Source organism: Deinococcus taeanensis, assembly GCF_020229735.1.
In the GTDB taxonomy this organism is placed as follows: domain Bacteria; phylum Deinococcota; class Deinococci; order Deinococcales; family Deinococcaceae; genus Deinococcus; species Deinococcus taeanensis.
The window spans coordinates 200187-216160 of record NZ_CP083458.1; the positions used below are offsets into that span (position 1 = coordinate 200187).

Annotated in this window: 15 protein-coding genes; 4 read left to right on the plus strand and 11 right to left on the minus strand. The window is 71.2% G+C overall.

Annotated features, from left to right (window positions below; translation table 11 throughout):
* Window position 1: 1 nt before the first annotated feature.
* From LAJ19_RS18680 to LAJ19_RS18690, 3 genes are all read right to left on the minus strand, one after another.
* The gene (locus tag LAJ19_RS18680; protein ID WP_225524341.1) at window positions 2–205 is read right to left on the minus strand and encodes a CopZ family metallochaperone; all 204 of its coding nucleotides are present in this window, start codon (window positions 203–205) and stop codon (window positions 2–4) included.
* 327 nt (window positions 206–532) lie between these two features.
* Entirely contained in the window at window positions 533–1756 is a 1224-nt protein-coding gene (locus tag LAJ19_RS18685; RefSeq protein ID WP_225524342.1) for an MFS transporter, read from the minus strand.
* Window positions 1757–1856: 100 nt separating this feature from the next.
* Window positions 1857–3962, minus strand: a complete 2106-nt coding sequence (locus LAJ19_RS18690; RefSeq protein ID WP_225524343.1) for a molybdopterin oxidoreductase family protein — start codon at window positions 3960–3962, stop codon at window positions 1857–1859.
* A gap of 276 nt (window positions 3963–4238) precedes the next feature.
* On the opposite strand from LAJ19_RS18690, the gene nirB reads away from it, so the two are divergent.
* The 3 genes from nirB (at window position 4239) to LAJ19_RS18705 (ending at window position 7976) form a co-directional block, all read left to right on the plus strand.
* Window positions 4239–6734, plus strand: coding sequence for a nitrite reductase large subunit NirB (nirB, locus tag LAJ19_RS18695; protein ID WP_255639924.1), 2496 nt, complete (start codon window positions 4239–4241; stop codon window positions 6732–6734).
* A 61-nt stretch (window positions 6735–6795) separates the two neighbouring features.
* Complete coding sequence (gene nirD / locus LAJ19_RS18700; RefSeq protein WP_225524345.1) at window positions 6796–7164, plus strand: nitrite reductase small subunit NirD; 369 nt, start codon at window positions 6796–6798, stop codon at window positions 7162–7164.
* Window positions 7143–7976 carry a uroporphyrinogen-III synthase gene (locus LAJ19_RS18705; protein ID WP_225524346.1) on the plus strand — a complete coding sequence of 278 codons (834 nt, stop codon included), beginning with the start codon at window positions 7143–7145 and terminating at the stop codon, window positions 7974–7976. Before nirD ends, LAJ19_RS18705 begins: the two co-directional genes overlap by 22 nt.
* A gap of 51 nt (window positions 7977–8027) precedes the next feature.
* On the opposite strand, the gene LAJ19_RS18710 is transcribed toward LAJ19_RS18705, so the two are convergent.
* The 3 genes from LAJ19_RS18710 to LAJ19_RS18720 all read right to left on the minus strand — a co-directional run bounded on the left by LAJ19_RS18710 (window position 8028) and on the right by LAJ19_RS18720 (window position 9851).
* On the minus strand, window positions 8028–8312 hold the full coding sequence (locus LAJ19_RS18710; protein ID WP_225524348.1) for a hypothetical protein: 285 nt from the start codon (window positions 8310–8312) through the stop codon (window positions 8028–8030).
* Window positions 8313–8427: 115 nt separating this feature from the next.
* Window positions 8428–8805 carry a MerR family transcriptional regulator gene (locus LAJ19_RS18715; protein WP_432804263.1) on the minus strand — a complete coding sequence of 126 codons (378 nt, stop codon included), beginning with the start codon at window positions 8803–8805 and terminating at the stop codon, window positions 8428–8430.
* Between the two features lie 71 nt (window positions 8806–8876).
* The gene (locus LAJ19_RS18720) at window positions 8877–9851 is read right to left on the minus strand and encodes an NADPH:quinone oxidoreductase family protein (RefSeq protein ID WP_225524350.1); all 975 of its coding nucleotides are present in this window, start codon (window positions 9849–9851) and stop codon (window positions 8877–8879) included.
* Window positions 9852–9990: 139 nt separating this feature from the next.
* Here LAJ19_RS18720 and LAJ19_RS18725 point away from each other — a divergent pair, with 139 nt between their 5' ends.
* Complete coding sequence (locus LAJ19_RS18725) at window positions 9991–11787, plus strand: acyl-CoA dehydrogenase (RefSeq protein ID WP_225524352.1); 1797 nt, start codon at window positions 9991–9993, stop codon at window positions 11785–11787.
* Between the two features lie 231 nt (window positions 11788–12018).
* Here the strand turns inward: LAJ19_RS18725 and LAJ19_RS18730 are convergent, their stop codons facing one another.
* The 5 genes from LAJ19_RS18730 to LAJ19_RS18750 all read right to left on the minus strand — a co-directional run bounded on the left by LAJ19_RS18730 (window position 12019) and on the right by LAJ19_RS18750 (window position 15956).
* Window positions 12019–12303, minus strand: a complete 285-nt coding sequence (locus LAJ19_RS18730; protein ID WP_225524016.1) for a PAAR domain-containing protein — start codon at window positions 12301–12303, stop codon at window positions 12019–12021.
* Window positions 12304–12355: 52 nt separating this feature from the next.
* Window positions 12356–12784, minus strand: a complete 429-nt coding sequence (locus LAJ19_RS18735; protein ID WP_225524017.1) for a response regulator — start codon at window positions 12782–12784, stop codon at window positions 12356–12358.
* 126 nt (window positions 12785–12910) lie between these two features.
* On the minus strand, window positions 12911–13918 hold the full coding sequence (locus tag LAJ19_RS18740; RefSeq protein ID WP_225524018.1) for a serine hydrolase domain-containing protein: 1008 nt from the start codon (window positions 13916–13918) through the stop codon (window positions 12911–12913).
* Window positions 13915–14814, minus strand: a complete 900-nt coding sequence (locus LAJ19_RS18745) for an N-acetylmuramic acid 6-phosphate etherase (RefSeq protein ID WP_225524019.1) — start codon at window positions 14812–14814, stop codon at window positions 13915–13917. Before LAJ19_RS18745 ends, LAJ19_RS18740 begins: the two co-directional genes overlap by 4 nt.
* Window positions 14811–15956 (minus strand): anhydro-N-acetylmuramic acid kinase, encoded by a 1146-nt coding sequence (locus LAJ19_RS18750; protein WP_255639907.1) that lies wholly within the window; start codon window positions 15954–15956, stop codon window positions 14811–14813. The genes LAJ19_RS18745 and LAJ19_RS18750 overlap by 4 nt, the downstream gene beginning before the upstream one ends.
* Between the last annotated feature and the right edge of the window lie 18 nt (window positions 15957–15974).

Consider the following 15974-nt stretch of genomic DNA (forward strand, 5'->3'; position numbering starts at 1 on the left):
GTCAGGCCTGGACCTGAGCGCCGTACCCTTCCTCAGTGACCGCGGCAATCAGCGCCTGCGCCTCGGCATTGCCAGTCACCGTGGCGCGGCCCGCCTCGCGGTTCACGTGGACATCCTCTACGCCGGGCACCTGTTTCAACGCGGACTGAACGGCTTTTTCGCAGTGGCCGCAGGTCATGCCGGTAATGGTCAGTTCGGTGGTCATGCCTGAATGGTAGGCCCCCCCGGGGGGGATGTCAACGAAGAACCTGACAGTGCGACCTGCCCCGGCAGGAGACGTCGGCCCCGCTGAGGCGACGGCCTCAGCGGAGCCTGCTCACGCGCTTCCCTGCTTACCGGCACGGCGTGCCACAGGGTGAAAGACAGCCTGGGCAGCTCCACAGGGTTAGCACAGCGCCGCTCCCCCGAACCGGGCAGACCCCCGGGGGAGGATCCTTCGCCTGGATGGCAGCCGGGCCTGTCCAGCACTGGCGCCCCACCAGGAAGCCGCCCGCCGGGCTGGACTACCCCGGCGGGCGGCTCCCTGGTCGGCTCAGGCGTAGGAGGGAGCGCGGCCCAGCACCTTCAGGCGCACCATGTTCGCCACGAAAACCACCCCGCTCAGTGCCGTCAGGGCGAACAGCGTCACAAAGGCCGCCTGCGCGCCCAGCGTGGGTTTCAGCGCGGTAAACAGCAGCGGCAGGAAAAAGCCGCCCAGGCCGCCCAGCAGACCCACCAGGCCGCCCACAACCCCCATCTGGCCAGGGTTCCACTGCGCCACCAGGGTGTAGGTACTGGCCTTCCCAATGCCCATGCCCACGCCCACCACGGTGGTCAGGAGCATGAACGGCGTCATGGGTACGTCGCGGAGCAGAGGCAGCAGACCGGCAAGCATCAGCCCGAACGACGCGGTGGTGACGCCGCGCGGCCCGAACCGGTCACTCAGGTACCCGCCCAGAGGGCGCAGCAGACTCGCCGGAAAGATGAACAGCGCCGTGAGCAGCCCCGCCTGGGCCAGCGGCGCGCCGTAGTGATCCACGTAGTATTTCGGCAGGAACAGGCTGTAGGCGACGTACGCGCCGAAGAACACCACGTAGTACAGGCCGAACCGCCACACCTGCGCGCGGCGCAGGGGACGCAGCCAGTCACCCAGCGGGCGCGCCGCGGGCCGCGGCGCGTCCGGCGGCGTGAACCGGGCGGTCAGGGCGGCGCACGCAAGCAGCAGCAGCCCGAACACGAACGGCACGAAGTGCCACCCCCCGGGAATCAGCAGGCCGGCCGGGACCAGGGTGATCATGAGCGGCGCGAGAAGTTTCGTGAGGCTCGCCCCGGCGTTCCCCGCCCCGAAGGTCCCGAGCGCGAGGCCCTGCCGGGCGGTGGGCACCCACTGCGCGATCCACGCGTTGCCCACCGCGAAGCTCGCGCCGGCCAGGCCCACGCCCAGCGCCAGGGTGAGCAGCGTGCGGTACCCGTCGGCCCACGCGAGCGCCAGGGAGAACGCGGCCGTCAGCAGCAGATTCGCCACGAACACGCGCTGGCCGCCGTACCGGTCGGCCCAGATGCCGGCCGGGAGGCGCAGCAGGGAGCCGGTGAGGACCGGAATGGCCGTCAGCAGCGTGAACTGCGCGTCACTGAGGCCCAGGGCCTGCCGGATGGGCAGGGCCACGATGGCGAACATGACCCACACGGCGAACATCAGCGTGAAACCCAGGGTGGCGGCGGTCACGACGCGCCGGGCGTCGGGACTCAGAGGCGGAACGGCAGTGGGCACAGTCATAAGGAACCTCCTTCAGAAGGGGGGCGAGCACACGTGGGGTGAGAGGCAGCGTGGAGTCAGGTGGGCGGGGGCATCCGGTCCTCCAGTGGGCAGCGGCGGGTCACGACACGCTCAGGGTTCCGCGCGCGGAAACCGGCGCGGGCAGGCGGGCGGGGTGCAGGGTGACGGGCGTGACCTTGAAGCCCGGCATGCGCGAATGCGGGTCGAGGGCGTGAGGGTCGGTCAGGAGGTTGGCGGTTTCAGGCCAGTGAAACGAGATGAACACCGTGTCGGGCCGCAGGCCGGGCGTCAGGGCGACGGGCGCGGTCGCCTGTCCGTGCGGGGTGCGCAGCGTGACGAGGTCCCCGGCGCCCAGGCCGTGTTCACGGGCGGTCTCGGGATGGATCTGCACGCTCTGCTCGGCTTTCAGCGCGGGGTTGCGGCGGGTCTGGGTGCCGCTCTGATACTGATTCCCGAGCCGGCCGGTGGTCAGGTGCAGCGCGCGCGGCGCCGCCTCCGGCGCGCGCAGCTGCGGGACGTGCAGGGTGGCGAGGCCATCTGACGTGGGGTAGGTGGGCGCGTAGGCGTACGGCGTGTCGGGGCCGCCGGCGTGCTTCACGGGCCACTGGGCACTCGCCCGGTCGAGCCGTTCGGCACTCAGGCCGCTGTAGTCGGCTTTTCCGCCGCGGGTGGCGCGGAAGAACTCGCTCTGCAGTTCGCCGAAGGTGGAGAACGTGAAGCCGTGCGGTGCGCCGGCGGCGTGGGCCAGGTCGCACAGGATGCGCCAGTCCTCGCGCGCCGCGCCGGGCGGCGTCACGGCGCGCCGGCGGCGCTGCACCCGCCCTTCGAGGTTGGTGGTGGTGCCTTCCTCCTCGCACCACATGCTGCCCGGCAGCACCAGGGTGGCCAGCTGCGCCGTCTCGCTGGGCAGGAAATCAATCACGATCAGGTGCTTCAGGGCCTGGAGGCGCCCGGTGACGTGCCCGGTTCCGGCGGCACTCACCACCGGGTTGGACCCCAGGACGATCAGCGCGTCGATGCCGCCGGGGCCAGGAGCGCCGCAGGCGTTCAGGAGTTCCTGCGCGGTGTGGCCGGGCTGCGGCAGGTGGTCCGGCGTGACGCCCCACAGGGCGGCCATGTCGGCCCGGTGCTGCGGGTCGCGCAGGGAGCGGGCGCCGGGCAGCTGGTCGTTCTTCTGGCCGTGTTCGCGTCCCCCCTGCCCGTTCCCCTGGCCAGTCAGGGTGCCGAATCCCGCGCCGGGTTTCCCGAAGTGCCCAGTCAGGAACGCCAGGTTCAGCCACGCCTGAACCGTGTCGGTGCCGTGCAGGTGCTGTTCGGGGCCGCGTCCGGTGAGGATCAGAGGCGCGCGGGCCTCCGCGTACGCGCGGGCCAGGGCGACGACGTCGGCCTCAGGGAGGCCGCAGTCATGGGCGACCCGGGCAGGGGGGTAGTCCGCGGCGTGCGCCAGGACCTCCGCAGCGCCGTGCGCCGGCGCCGTGGGCTGAACGCGGCCCCAGGCCTGCATCAGGTGCAGCAGGCCCAGGGCGAGCAGGCCGTCCGTGCCCGGGCGCGGGGCGAGGTGCCGGCCGGCCACCCGGGCGGTGGTGGTGGCGCGCGGGTCGATGGCGTACACGGCGCCGCCGCGGTCCTTGGCGCCTTTGAGGTACTGCATCAGGGGGGGGAGGGTCTCGGCGACATTCGCGCCGATCAGGAGGATCAGGTCGCTGCGCACCATGTCGCCGAGCGGGAAGCCCAGGCCGCGGTCGTACCCCACGGTGCGGTTCAGGGCGGTGCTGGCGCTGGCCATGCAGTACCGGCCGTTGTAGTCGATGTGCGGGGTGCGCAGGGCCACGCGGGCGAACTTGCCCAGCAGGTAGGTCTTCTCGTTGGTGAGGCTGCCGCTGCCGAACACGCCGATCCGTTCGGGCTGGGTCTGAACGAGGGGGCTCAGGGCCGTGCGGACGTACGCGAGGGCCTCGTCCCAGCTGACGGGGGTGAGCTGCCCGCCTTTGCGCAGCAGCGGCTGCGTGAGGCGTTCCGGGTGACGCAGGTCGTTCAGGGCGGCGAGGCCTTTTTTGCAGACGGTGCCGTGCGCAACCGGGCAGTCCCGGGTAGGGGTGACCTTGACGGGCAGGCCGCGTTCCAGGTGCAGATCGAAGTTGCACTGCACGGCGCAGTAGGGACAGGTGGTCCGGACAGTGGGGGTGTGCAGGGTCGCCTGGCTCATGCGGTCACCATGGCGGCGTCCGGGACCGAAGTCAAGGCCAATTCTGCAACTCGTCTACTATTTTCTGTACAAGTACGCTGAATTTACGGCGTTTTCCGCTCCATATGCTCCACTTTTGCATTCTGTTCTTATTTTTCTTGACAAATTGCACAACTCCCCGTTAACTGTGCGCAGCGATGACGAGCACCCCGCCCGTCATTCCTTCCCACCTGAACGGAGGCCACCCGCGTGCTCAACCCCCATCACACCCCCCACATCGTGATCATCGGCAACGGCATGGTCGGCCACTGCCTCGTCGAGACCCTGCGCGACGCCGCGCCGCACAGCGCCCTGCACCTCACCGTGATCAGCGAGGAACCCAGGCTCGCCTATGACCGCGTGCACCTCAGCAGCCACTTCGATCAGCCGCGCCCGGACCTCGCGCTCGCCACACCGGAGACCTACGCCGCCCAGGGCGTGCAGGTCGTGTACGGCCGGGCCGGGCACGTCGACCTGCGCAGGCGCACCGTTCAGGTCAACGACCAGAGCGTCCCCTACGACGCTCTGGTCTTCGCCACCGGCTCGTTCCCCTTCGTTCCGCCCGTCCCCGGCCGTGACGCCCAGGGCTGCTTCGTGTACCGCACCCTCAACGACCTGGACGCCATCCGCGCGGCGGCCGACGGCGCCCGCACCGGCGTGGTGATCGGCGGGGGGCTGCTGGGCCTGGAAGCGGCCGGCGCACTGCGCAAACTCGGCCTCAGGACCCACGTGGTGGAGTTCGCGCCGCACCTCATGCCCGCGCAGCTGGACGCGGAGGGTGGCGCCACCCTGCGCCGCACCATTGAGGCCATGGGCATCACCGTGCACACCGCCACCGCGACCCGGCAGGTGCGCGCCGGTCCGCAGGGCCGCGTGACCGGCCTGGAGTTCGAAGGCGGCGACACCCTGGACGCCGAGGTGGTGGTGTTCTCCGCCGGCATTCGCCCCCGCGACGACCTGGCCCGCGCGGCCGGCCTGAAGGTGGGGGAACGGGGCGGCATTGAGATCAGTGACGCCACGCGCACCAGTGACCCGCACGTGTACGCCGTGGGCGAGTGCGCCCTGCATGCCGGGCGGATCTACGGCCTGGTGGCCCCCGGGTACCAGATGGCCAGGGTGGCTGCCACGAACCTGCTGCGCGACCTGGGCCTGTCGGACGCGCCCGAAGCGCACTTCCGAGGCGCGGACCTGAGCACCCGGCTGAAACTGCTGGGCGTGGAGGTCGGGTCGTTCGGCGACGCGAAGGGCGTCACGCCCGGGTCCCGGAGCGTGTCCCTGAGTGACAACGTGCGCGGCACGTACAGCCGCCTGGTGCTGTCCGGTGACGGCCGGCAGGTGCTGGGCGGCCTGCTGGTCGGCGACACCGCCCGGTACGCGGACCTGCTGGACCTCACCGTGAGCGGCGCGCCGCTGACCGTGCCGCCCGAGACGCTGATTGTTCCGCCGGCGCCGGGTGGGGCCGCCGTGAGCCGCGACGCGCTCGTGTGCTCCTGCGAGAACGTCCGCGAGAGCGCCATCTGCGGCGCCGTGCAGGGCGGCGCGCGGGACGTCGCCGCCCTGAAGAAATGCACGGGCGCCGGCACCGGCTGCGGCGGGTGCGTGCCGTCCCTGAGCGGCCTGCTGCACAGCGAACTGCGGCGTCTCGGGGAGCAGGTCACGAACCACCTGTGCGAGCACTACCCGTACTCCCGGCAGGAACTGTTCGACCTGATCCGCGTCCGGGGGCTGCGCTCCTGGGCGGAGGTGCTGGCCGCGCACGGCTCGGGGCACGGCTGCGAGGTGTGCAAACCGGCGGTGGGCAGTATTCTCGCCAGCCTGCACGGCGAACTGGTGCTCAGCCCAGCCCACGCCCCCGTGCAGGACACGAACGACGCGTTCCTGGCGAACATTCAGAAGAACGGCACGTACTCGGTGGTGCCGCGCATCCCGGGCGGCGAGGTCACGGCCGACGGCCTGATTGCCATTGGTGAGGTGGCGCGCCGGTTCGGGCTGTACTGCAAACTCACCGGAGGGCAGCGCATTGACCTGCTGGGCGCCCACCGGGACGACCTGCCGGCCATCTGGGAGGCGCTGATCGCCGCGGGCTTTGAGAGCGGGCACGCGTACGGCAAGAGCCTGCGGACCGTGAAAAGCTGCGTGGGCAGCACCTGGTGCCGCTACGGCGTGCAGGATTCCACCGGGCTTGCCATCCGCCTGGAACTGCGGTACCGGGGGCTGCGCAGTCCGCACAAACTCAAAAGTGGCGTCTCTGGGTGCACCCGCGAGTGCGCCGAGGCGCGCAGCAAGGATTTCGGCATCATCGCCACCGAGAAAGGCTGGAACGTGTACGTTGGCGGGAACGGCGGCGTGACGCCCAGGCACGCCACGCTGCTGGCCGCGGACCTCACCGAGCCGGAAGTGATCACGCTGCTCGACCGGTACCTGATGTTCTACGTCCGGACCGCCGACCGGCTGCAGCGCACGTCGGCGTGGCTGGAGCAGCTCGACGGGGGGCTGGATTACCTGCGCGCCGTGATCATCGACGACCGGCTGGGCCTGTGCGCCGAGCTGGACGCAGAAATGGCCCGGCATGTGGCCGCGTACCAGGATGAGTGGGCGGCGGCGGTGAACGACCCCGCCATCCGCGACCGGTTCCGCACGTTCGTGAACAGTGACGCCCGCGACCCGGGCATTGAGTGGGTCGATGAGCGCGGCCAGATCCGACCCGCGGATCTGGAGCGCCTGACCCCGCTGCCCATGCTAGGCGGCGACTGACCGTGGGCCGTGACGTCCCGCTGACCTGCCGCCTGCACCCTGCACTCAAGGAGGACCGCCCATGACCCTCACCCAGTCCCCTTCCGTTCCGACACTCCCCTGGACGCGCGTGTGCGCCCTGGCCGACATTCTTCCCGGCACCGGCGTGTGCGCCCTGGTTCACGGTGAGCAGGTCGCGGTCTTTCACCTGGCCGGCCGGGTGTTCGCCCTGAGCAACCGCGACCCGTTCACCGGCGCCAACGTCCTGTCCCGGGGCCTGACCGGCAGTTACGTCCGCGGCGGGCAGACGCGGTTCAAGGTCGCCTCGCCCCTGCTGAAACATGCTTTCGACCTGGAAACCGGAGAAAGTCTCGATGTTCCTGGTGTGCACGTCCCGGTGTACGCCGCCCGCACCGAAGGAGGTGACGTATGGACTGGTTCGCTGGCCTGAACGTCTTGAGTCTGGAGTCCCGGCGGAACGAGGAAATGCAGACCCTGATCCGCAAGTACGGCGGCACCCCCCAGGTCGCGCCCAGCATGCGCGAAATGAAACTGGACCTGAGTGGGCCCCTGGCGCAGTTCGAGCGGGACCTGGAGGCCGGGGACGTTCACGCGCTGGCGTGCCTCACCGGCGTCGGCACCCGCATGTTCCTCAAGGAACTCGCCGCCCGCGACCCCCGCGCCCTGGACGCCCTGCAGCACCTGCCGCTGATCGCGCGCGGCACCAAACCGGCCCAGGCGCTCAAGACCTTCGGCCTCCAGGGTGTCAGCGTGCCCAAGCCCTGCACCTGGCACGAAGTCACCGACCACCTGCTGGCCACCCTCACCCGCGGTCAGCACGCCGTGATCCTCGAGTACGGCGAGGCAGTCCCCACCGCCATGCGCCGTGACCTCGCCTACGCCGGCATTCGCGTTACCAGTATTCCCGTGTACCGCTGCGCTTTTCCTCAGGACGCGGCGCCACTCGCGCGCGCCGTGCGGGACGTGGTGCTGGGCGGCCCGGACATTCTGCTGCTGTCGAGCGGCACCCAGATCCTGCATTTTCTCAAGTACGCCGAGAAACTTGGCCTGCTTGAGGAAGCCCGCGCGGGCCTGAACCGGCTGGTGGTGGTCAGCATCGGCCCGGCCTGCAGTGAGGCGGCCGCCGATCTGGGCCTGCGGATCGACCTGGAAGCCAACCCGCACAAAATGGGCATTCTTGTGCGCCTCGCCGCCGAGCATGGCCCTGCGCTGATCGCCCGGCGGCTTCAGCGCGCCGGCTGACCTGCACCGCACGGCCCCGGCCCCTGAACGAGGGCCGGGGCCGTTTCCCGTTCAGCGGAAAGGAACCGGCGTTCCGACCGGGGCCGGGTGGTGGGTGACGACGCCGTGATCCACGTTCAGGCGCAGCACTTCCCCCACGTGGAAGGGGAGAATCACGCTGGCGTCGGGCGCCGTGGTGTCCAGGTGGGCCGGGTGGCCGTCAATTTCCAGGGTGGTGCGGCCGCCGAGGGTGCAGACGCGCAGAGCCACCCGCTGACCAGGCGTGAAGCGGGCGTCGGTGCTGGTGAGGATCACTCCGATGCGGGCCTCAGCGTTCGCACGGGACAGGTGAATCATGGGGTCACCTCCTTCACGCAGTGTGGGGGGCGCACATGGCGTGACCCTGCGAATTGCGTGAACGGCTCCAGTCCCGCCCGCTTATGCGCAGGTCACCTTCAGTCCCTGGGGCCGGTCAGCCGTCCGGATCGCTGTTCGGTGCAGGCAGGGCGCCGCCCGTGAACCGTTTGGTGAGCCACCGGTCGAAGCGGGCAAGGTTGTCCGCCTGCCGTTCATAGGCGTCGTGAATGGTGCGCAGTTTCACCTGCAGGGTCTGCAGGCGCTCGTCGCTGACGGGAATGTCCGCCCGGCTCCAGTCGCGGCGGTACACGCCGTTGATGTCGTGCGTGGCGCGGCGCAGCGTCACCGCGTCCCGCGCCTCTTCGAGCGTGAGGCCCAGGGCGCGCAGGTCGATCAGGTCCCGCAGGAGGCGCAGCGCGTACGGGCCGTACAGCGCGCGGCCGGAGGCGGTGACGTGGTCGGGAACCAGCAGCTGCAGTTCGGCGTAGTGCATCACCGTGCGGCGGGTCACGCCGGCCGCACGGGCGAGCTCGGCAGTGGTGTAGTACGTGGCGCTGGGGTCGGTCACGGGGTGAGAATCACCTTCCCGGTCACGCGGCGCTCCAGCAGGTCCCGCAGGGCGCGTGGGGCGTCCTCGAGCGGGTAGCGGGCGCTGATGAGCGGCGTGATGGTGCCCTCCGTCACCCAGGTGGCAAGCTGCTGAAGGTGCCGGGCGTTGCCGCGCGGGTCGCGCCGGGCGTACTCGCCCCAGAAAACGCCCACCACCGACGCGCCCTTGAGCAGCGGGAGGTTCAACGGCAGCTTCGGGATTTCGCCCCCTGCAAATCCCACCACAAGGTACCGGCCGCCCCAGGCGATGGCGCGGAAGGCACTTTCCGCCCAGCGGTCCCCGACAGGATCAAGAATGACGTCCACGCCCGCCTTGCCGGCGAGGGTCTTCAGGGCGTCCTTCAGGTCGGTGGTGGCGTAGTTGATGGTCTCATCGGCGCCGTGCGCGCGGGCGAGGGCGAGTTTCTCGTCGGTGCTGGCCGCGGCGATCACGCGCGCGCCGAGCGCCTTGCCGATCATGACGGCCGCGAGGCCCACGCCGCCGGCTGCGCCGAGGACAAGCAGGGTCTCCCCGGCTCTGAGCTGGCCGCGGTCGATCAGGGCGTGCATGACGGTGCCGTACGCGAGCGGGAGCGTGGCCGCCACGCCGAACTCCAGCGTGTCGGGCAGAGGCAGCGTGGCGGCGGCCGGGGCAATCAGGTGCGTGGCGAAGGCGCCGGTGCCGGTGAACGCGGCGGCGCGCTGCCCCACGGTCAGGTGCGTGACGCCCTTGCCGACGGCCTCGATGATGCCGGCGGCCTCGGCACCCGGGGTGAACGGCAGGGGGGGGCGCACCTGGTACTGGCCCATGACCATCAGCGCGTCAGGGTAGTTCACGCTGGCGGCGTGCACGCGCAGCAGAATCTCGCCGGGGCCGGGGGTGGGCGTGGGGTGCTCGGTGACGCTCAGGGTTTCGGGCTGATCGAAGCGGGTGCAGGTCAGGGCGCGCATAGGTCCTCCGGGGTGGGGTGGCGAGGTCATGAGGTGACCTCTGCATCTTAACGCGGGCGTTCAAAGTTGACGTGTACGGACACTTCCCCGTAGGCTCGGAGCACCGAGCCGCATACACTTCACCTCCCGAGGAGCGACCATGGCCCCCTTCCTGAACCGCCGCGACCTGACCTTTCAACTGTTCGAGGTGCTGCCCACCGCGGACCTTCCCCAGCGCCCACGTTTCGCCGAGCACAGCCGCGAGGTCTACGAGGACGTCCTGAACCTCGCGTACAGCGTCGCCGACCGGTATTTCGCCAACCACGCCCGTGAGGTGGACCTGAACGAACCGCACGTGCAGGGCGGCCGGGTGGTGCTGCCTGCCGCGGTGGGGGAAGCGATGCGCGCCTTCCGGGACGCCGGGTTCTTCGCCGCGCACCACGACGAGGAACTGGGCGGCCTGCAACTGCCCTGGGTGGTCATGCAGGCCGTGCAGGCCCACTTCCAGGCGGCGAACGTGAGCTCCAGCGGCTACCCGTTTCTTACCATCGGGAACGCGAACCTTCAGCGGGTGTTCGCCTCTGCGGAGCAGCAGCGCCGCTTCATGCTGCCGCTGCTTGAAGGCCGCTGGTTCGGCACCATGGCCCTCAGCGAACCGCAGGCCGGGTCCGGCCTGGCAGACATCACCACCACCGCCACACCCCGGGGTGACGGCACGTACGCCATTACCGGCACGAAAATGTGGATCTCAGGCGGCGAACACGAACTCAGCGAGAACATCGTGCATCTCGTTCTGGCCCGCATTGCCGGCGGACCGGCCGGCGTAAAGGGCATCAGCCTGTTCCTGGTGCCCCGCTACCGCGTGGACGAAGACGGCAGTGTGGGTGAGAGCAACCACGTGGTTCTGGCCGGCCTGAACCACAAGATGGGGTACCGCGGCACCACGAACACCCTCCTGAACTTCGGGGAAGGCGGCGAAACCACCGGAGAACTGGTGGGCGAACCAGGGCGGGGCCTCGCGCAGATGTTCCACATGATGAACGAAGCCCGCATCGGGGTGGGCATGGGCGCCGTGATGCTCGGCACCGCCGGGTACCTCGCCAGCCTGGAGTACGCCCGGGAACGCCGTCAGGGCCGACCCGCCAGCAACAAGGACCCGCTCGCGCCGCCCGTGCCGATCATCGCTCACGCCGACGTGCGCCGGATGCTGCTGCGGCAGAAGGCCATCGTGGAGGGCGGACTGGCGCTGGGCCTGTACGCCTCCATGCTCGTGGACGACCAGCACACTGGCCCCGAAGCCGGGCGCGCCGACGCGGGCCTGCTCCTCGACCTGCTGACCCCGATCGTGAAAAGCTGGCCCAGCCGCTACAGCCAGGACGCCCTGAGCGACGCCATTCAGGTGATGGGCGGCGCCGGGTACACCCGCGACTTTCCCGTCGAGATGTACTACCGCGACAACCGCCTCAATCCCATTCACGAGGGCACCGAGGGTATTCAGGGCAACGACCTGCTGGGCCGCAAGGTCACGCAGGCCGGTGGACGCGGCCTTGAGCTCCTGCTGGCCCGCATCCAGGCCGACCTTCAGGCGAGTGAGGCCCTAGGCGGCCTGGACGAGATTCGCGCCGCGCTGGGCACGGCCGTCCGCCAGTCCGGCGCGGCCCTGCAGGCCATCCTGACCCGCGCGCCGGACCTGGGCCCGGACCTGTTCCTGGCCAACGCGAACAGCGCCCTGGAGATGCTGGGGCACACCGTGATCGGCTGGATGTGGCTGCGTCAGGCGACCGTCGCCGCGCGCGCACTGCCCGGCGCGCGCGGCGACGACCCGGCCTTCTACCGCGGCAAGCTGCACGCCGCGCGGTTCTTCGCCACGCACGAACTCCCGAAGGTCCGCGCGCACGCCGAGCTGCTGGCCAGCGCAGACCGCACCACCCTGGACATGCAGCCGGACTGGTTCTGATTCCAGACGGCGAACGGCAGGGCGCGCATCCGGAAGACGGACCGGACGCGCGCCGGCGTCATTTCACCTGTCCTGGGGCAGCTGCTCGTCGGGTGTGGTAGACGCGCGGCGAGCGCGGCGTGCCCTGGTTCTCGCTCTGCCCCACCCTGCAGGTCACCCCGTGCGCAGGCTGCCGGGGGCTCCACAGGACTGAACCATCAGCGCCCGCGGTTCCCTGAGCCCCTGCCGGACTCAGCCGACGTTGACGGTCGGGGCGCCGGCGGTGATGGTGCCGCCGTGCGCGGTGCGGTCTCCCAGGCGGGCGGCCGGCTTGCCGTTGATGCGTACCGTTCCGCTGCCCTGTGTAATGCTGTCCGGCGGGCCGACGCACACACAGCTGTCACCGACGCGCGCCGCGGGCCGCCCGCCGACAAACACGGTGGGGCTGCCGGCATTGATCGGCCCGCCCACGTGCGGGGTCCAGCCGGTCGACTGCGGGCAGACGTGTTGATCACCGAGGCGCGCGGCAGGTGGCATGCCCGGAGTCTACCGGCTGCGCGGGGAGCGCACTCGCGCACCTGCGCTGCGCCTACTGCAGCTGCCGGTCCGGCCAGCTGGGGGTGCGGCTTTCGCGCCAGAAGTTCACGAAAGCGTCGACCTGATCAACGAACTTCTGGAAGGAGGTGGATTTCACCATGTACGAACTGGCGTGCAGCGTGTAGGCGCGGGCGACATCGCCCGGCTGGGAGGAGGTGGAGAGCATCACGACCGGGATGTACACCAGGGCGGGGTCCTCCTTGATGGCCTGAAGCACCTCGAACCCGGACATGACCGGCATGTTCACGTCCAGAATCACCACGTCCGGGTGCGGCCCGGTGCGCAGGTGCCGCAGGGCCTCGCTGCCGCTGGCGCAACTCGTGACGGTCAGGCCGGCGCCGTGTTCCTCGAACACCTCCTGGGCCAGCAGCAGATCCGCAGGATTATCGTCCACCAGCAGCACCCGGAACGGCCGGGTCACGTGGGCAGCCTGGAAGGTCGGGACGGGATCATAGCTGACAGTATAGGGAAGCGGTTCCCTGCCCGCCGCCGTTGCGGCGCCGGGTGGCGCGCGCAGCGGTCGGCCCGGTACGCCGGGCGTAACAGGCTACTCACGCCCGGGAACCGCGGCGCTGAGGGTATTGCCCACGGCGCGGCGCAGGCCCTGAATGTCGAACGGGCCGTGCCGGGTGGGGTGAACACGGTTGGTCAGCAGCACCCAGGCGAGTCCCCGGGGCGGGTCCACCCACAGGCCCGTCCCGGTAAAACCGGTGTGCCCCACCGCGTGGGGGCTGCACAGGCTGCCGCCACTCCAGCCGGGGCTGGCGTGCACGAACGCCAGGGTCCGTTCCGGCGCCTGTGGGGTGAGCGCCAGGTGCTGCGCGGCTGGAGACAGCCAGTGGCCGCGCAGCAGCGCCTCGGCCTGGTCGAGGACGCCGTCGAGGGTGCCGAACAGACCGGCGTGGCCGGCCGCGCCGCCCATGGCGGCGGCGTTCTCGTCGTGGGTTTCGCCCTGCAACAGCCGTTCGCGCCACGCGCAGTGTTCGGTGGCGACCGAGTGATCGGCCCTGGGCGTGAAGGTCAACCCCGGGTCCAGCGTGAAAGTCTGGAGGCGACGGTCGTGCAGGCGTTCAAGCACGCGGCCCAGCAGCACGTACCCCAGGTCGGAGTACAGCACGGTGCCCGGCTCGGTGACCGCCCAGGGTTCCTGCAGGAAGCGCGCGCGGATGGTCGCCGCGTCCCCCCAGGTGTAGAGCTTCGACCAGGGGCCCAGGCCGGCGGTGTGCGTGAGCAGCTGGCGCAGGGTGCGGGCGCGCAGCGGGGTGTCGTTCATCCACGCGAGGTCAGGCAGGAGGCGGCCCAGCGGGTCGTCGAGGTCCAGCAGGCCGCGCTCGGCCGCGCGCAGGACTTCACGGGCCGTGAACAGGGGCTTGGTGAGGCTCGCGAGGTCCCACCACGCGTCCGGCGCGAGGGGCGCGGTCTCCCCGTGCCGGGCGTGCCCGGCGGTGAAGGTGGCGCGCTGCCCGTCCGCGCGGACCACGCCGAGCGCCGCGGCGGACGGGCCGCCGGGGCCGAGCGCCTGTTCCACAAGGTCGCGGGTGCGCTGCGGAATCACGGTTGCTCCAGCGCCGCGCGGGCGTGACCGTGGGCGGCGTTCAGGCGGTGGCGGGCCCCCTCGGCGTTCAGGTTCAGCTGCAGGCCCACGATGGCGGTCTTCACGTGGCCGTCTGCGTCCTGCAGCGCGGCGTGCGCGCGGTCCTCGGGGACGCCGGTGGCGTGCATGACGAGCCGCACGGCCCGGGCGTAGAGTTTCGCGTTGGTGGCTTTCAGGTCCACCATCAGGTTGCCGTACACCTTGCCTAGGCGGATCATCAGGGCGCTGGAGAGGGTATTCAGGGCGATTTTCTGGGCGGTGCCGGCCTTCAGGCGGGTGGACCCGCTGATGATCTCCGGACCGGTATCGAGCAGCACGGGACAGTCAGCCTGCGTGAGGACCGGCGTGCCGGGGTTGTTCGCCAGACCGATGACGAGCGTCCCGGCGCTGCGCGCCGCCTGCATGGCGCCCAGCACCCAGGGGGTGGTGCCACTGGCGGCCACCGCGATCAGCACGTCGTCCGAGGTGGGTGACACGCCGCCCAGAACACGGACGCCGTCCTCGCGGTCGTCCTCGGCACCTTCAACCGCCGCGCGGATGGCGCGCGGCCCGCCCGCGATGAGCGGCACGGCCCGTTCGGGTGGCCAGGAGAAGGTCGGGGTGAGTTCAGTGGCGTCCAGGACGCCGAGCCGGCCGCTGGTGCCGGCGCCGGCGTACAGCAGGCGCCCGCCGCGCTCGAGTCGGGGCAGGGCGGCCTGCGCGGCGGCGGTGAGGGCCGGCGCGGCGCGCCGGGCAGCGTCGACGGCGCCGAGCTGATCCTCCAGCAGGGCGTCCATCAGGGCGCCGGGGCTGAGCAGGTCAAGGTCAGACCAGGCGGGGTGGACCGCTTCGGTGTGCAGGGTCGGGTCGGGGGTCATGCGGCTCCGGGGGCGGGGGTCCACTTGCCGGCGTGGGCGGAATGCGCGGCGCCGGTGGTGTGGGGCAGGGTGTTCGGCCAGCCCTGCGCGCGGGCGTACCCGAGGAAGGCGAATGCGGCGGCTTCCCGGGTGGCGTCGGTGAAGCCCTGCGCACTCCAGCCGAGGTCGTCGAAGGTGCGCAGGGGCGTGGGACCCAGCGCGCCGGCCAGCGCGCCGAGCAGGGCGGGGTTGCGGGCGCCTCCGCCGGCGACGATCACCTCGTCGGGCCGGCGAGGCAGGAAGTGCAGGGCCGCGGCGACGCTGCGGGCGGTGAAGGCGGTGGCGGTCGCGGCGAGGTCCGGGACGCTGAGGGACGCGGGAACGGACAGGCGGCTCAGGGTCCAGACTTCCCGGCCGGTGGCTTTGGGCGGGCGCTGCGTGAGTTCCGGGTGGGTGAGCCACTGGGCGAGGGTGGGTTCATGCACCTGACCGGCGCGGGCCAGGGCGCCGTTCTCGTCGTGGGTGAGGCCGGCCCTGGCGGCCGCTTCGTCCAGCAGGCAGTTGGCGGGGCCGGTGTCGAAGGCCTGCACGCCGGCCGGGTCGGCGCCGCTCAGCACGGTCAGGTTCGCAATGCCGCCCAGGTTCAGCAGGGCGCGGTGGGTGCCGGCCTGCGCGAACAGGGCCCAGTCGGCAAAGGGCACGAGGGGAGCGCCCACGCCGCCTGCGGCGAGGTCGGCCGGCCGGAAATCCGCCACGACCGGCCGGCCGGTGCGCTGCGCGATCACGGCGGCTTCACCGAGTTGCAGTGTGGCGGGCCGCGCCCAGGCGCGTGAGGGGTCGGGACGCGGGTGGTGCTGCACGGTCTGGCCGTGGCTGGCGATCAGGTCGGCGTCCGCGGCCAGCGGCGCGGCGGCCTGCGCGAGGGCCTCGCCAAGCCACCAGTGCAGCTGCGCGAGGTCGGCCGGGCCGCCTTCATTGCGCGCGGCCCGCAGCACCGCGGCGCGCAGGTCCGGGGCGTAGGGGGTGAAGGTGTGGGCCACCACGCGTGCGCGCGGCGCGCCGCCGGGCAGTGCGCCCAGCGTGGGGCCACCGCTGCCCAGGGCGGGCCAGCCGGGCAGTTCCAGCAGCGCCGCGTCGATGCCGTCGGCGCTGGTCCCGCTCATGAGTCCCAGAACGCGCGC

What these genes read in the sequence shown, in the direction of transcription:
- LAJ19_RS18680 (WP_225524341.1), bottom strand. Translation starts at nt 205, where the DNA reads ATGACCACCGAACTGACCATTACCGGCATGACCTGCGGCCACTGCGAA.
- LAJ19_RS18685 (WP_225524342.1), bottom strand. Translation starts at nt 1,756, where the DNA reads ATGACTGTGCCCACTGCCGTTCCGCCTCTGAGTCCCGACGCCCGGCGC.
- LAJ19_RS18690 (WP_225524343.1), bottom strand. Translation starts at nt 3,962, where the DNA reads ATGAGCCAGGCGACCCTGCACACCCCCACTGTCCGGACCACCTGTCCC.
- nirB (WP_255639924.1), top strand. Translation starts at nt 4,239, where the DNA reads ATGGTCGGCCACTGCCTCGTCGAGACCCTGCGCGACGCCGCGCCGCAC.
- nirD (WP_225524345.1), top strand. Translation starts at nt 6,796, where the DNA reads ATGACCCTCACCCAGTCCCCTTCCGTTCCGACACTCCCCTGGACGCGC.
- LAJ19_RS18705 (WP_225524346.1), top strand. Translation starts at nt 7,143, where the DNA reads ATGGACTGGTTCGCTGGCCTGAACGTCTTGAGTCTGGAGTCCCGGCGG.
- LAJ19_RS18710 (WP_225524348.1), bottom strand. Translation starts at nt 8,312, where the DNA reads ATGATTCACCTGTCCCGTGCGAACGCTGAGGCCCGCATCGGAGTGATC.
- LAJ19_RS18715 (WP_432804263.1), bottom strand. Translation starts at nt 8,805, where the DNA reads ATGCACTACGCCGAACTGCAGCTGCTGGTTCCCGACCACGTCACCGCC.
- LAJ19_RS18720 (WP_225524350.1), bottom strand. Translation starts at nt 9,851, where the DNA reads ATGCGCGCCCTGACCTGCACCCGCTTCGATCAGCCCGAAACCCTGAGC.
- LAJ19_RS18725 (WP_225524352.1), top strand. Translation starts at nt 9,991, where the DNA reads ATGGCCCCCTTCCTGAACCGCCGCGACCTGACCTTTCAACTGTTCGAG.
- LAJ19_RS18730 (WP_225524016.1), bottom strand. Translation starts at nt 12,303, where the DNA reads ATGCCACCTGCCGCGCGCCTCGGTGATCAACACGTCTGCCCGCAGTCG.
- LAJ19_RS18745 (WP_225524019.1), bottom strand. Translation starts at nt 14,814, where the DNA reads ATGACCCCCGACCCGACCCTGCACACCGAAGCGGTCCACCCCGCCTGG.
- LAJ19_RS18750 (WP_255639907.1), bottom strand. Translation starts at nt 15,956, where the DNA reads ATGAGCGGGACCAGCGCCGACGGCATCGACGCGGCGCTGCTGGAACTG.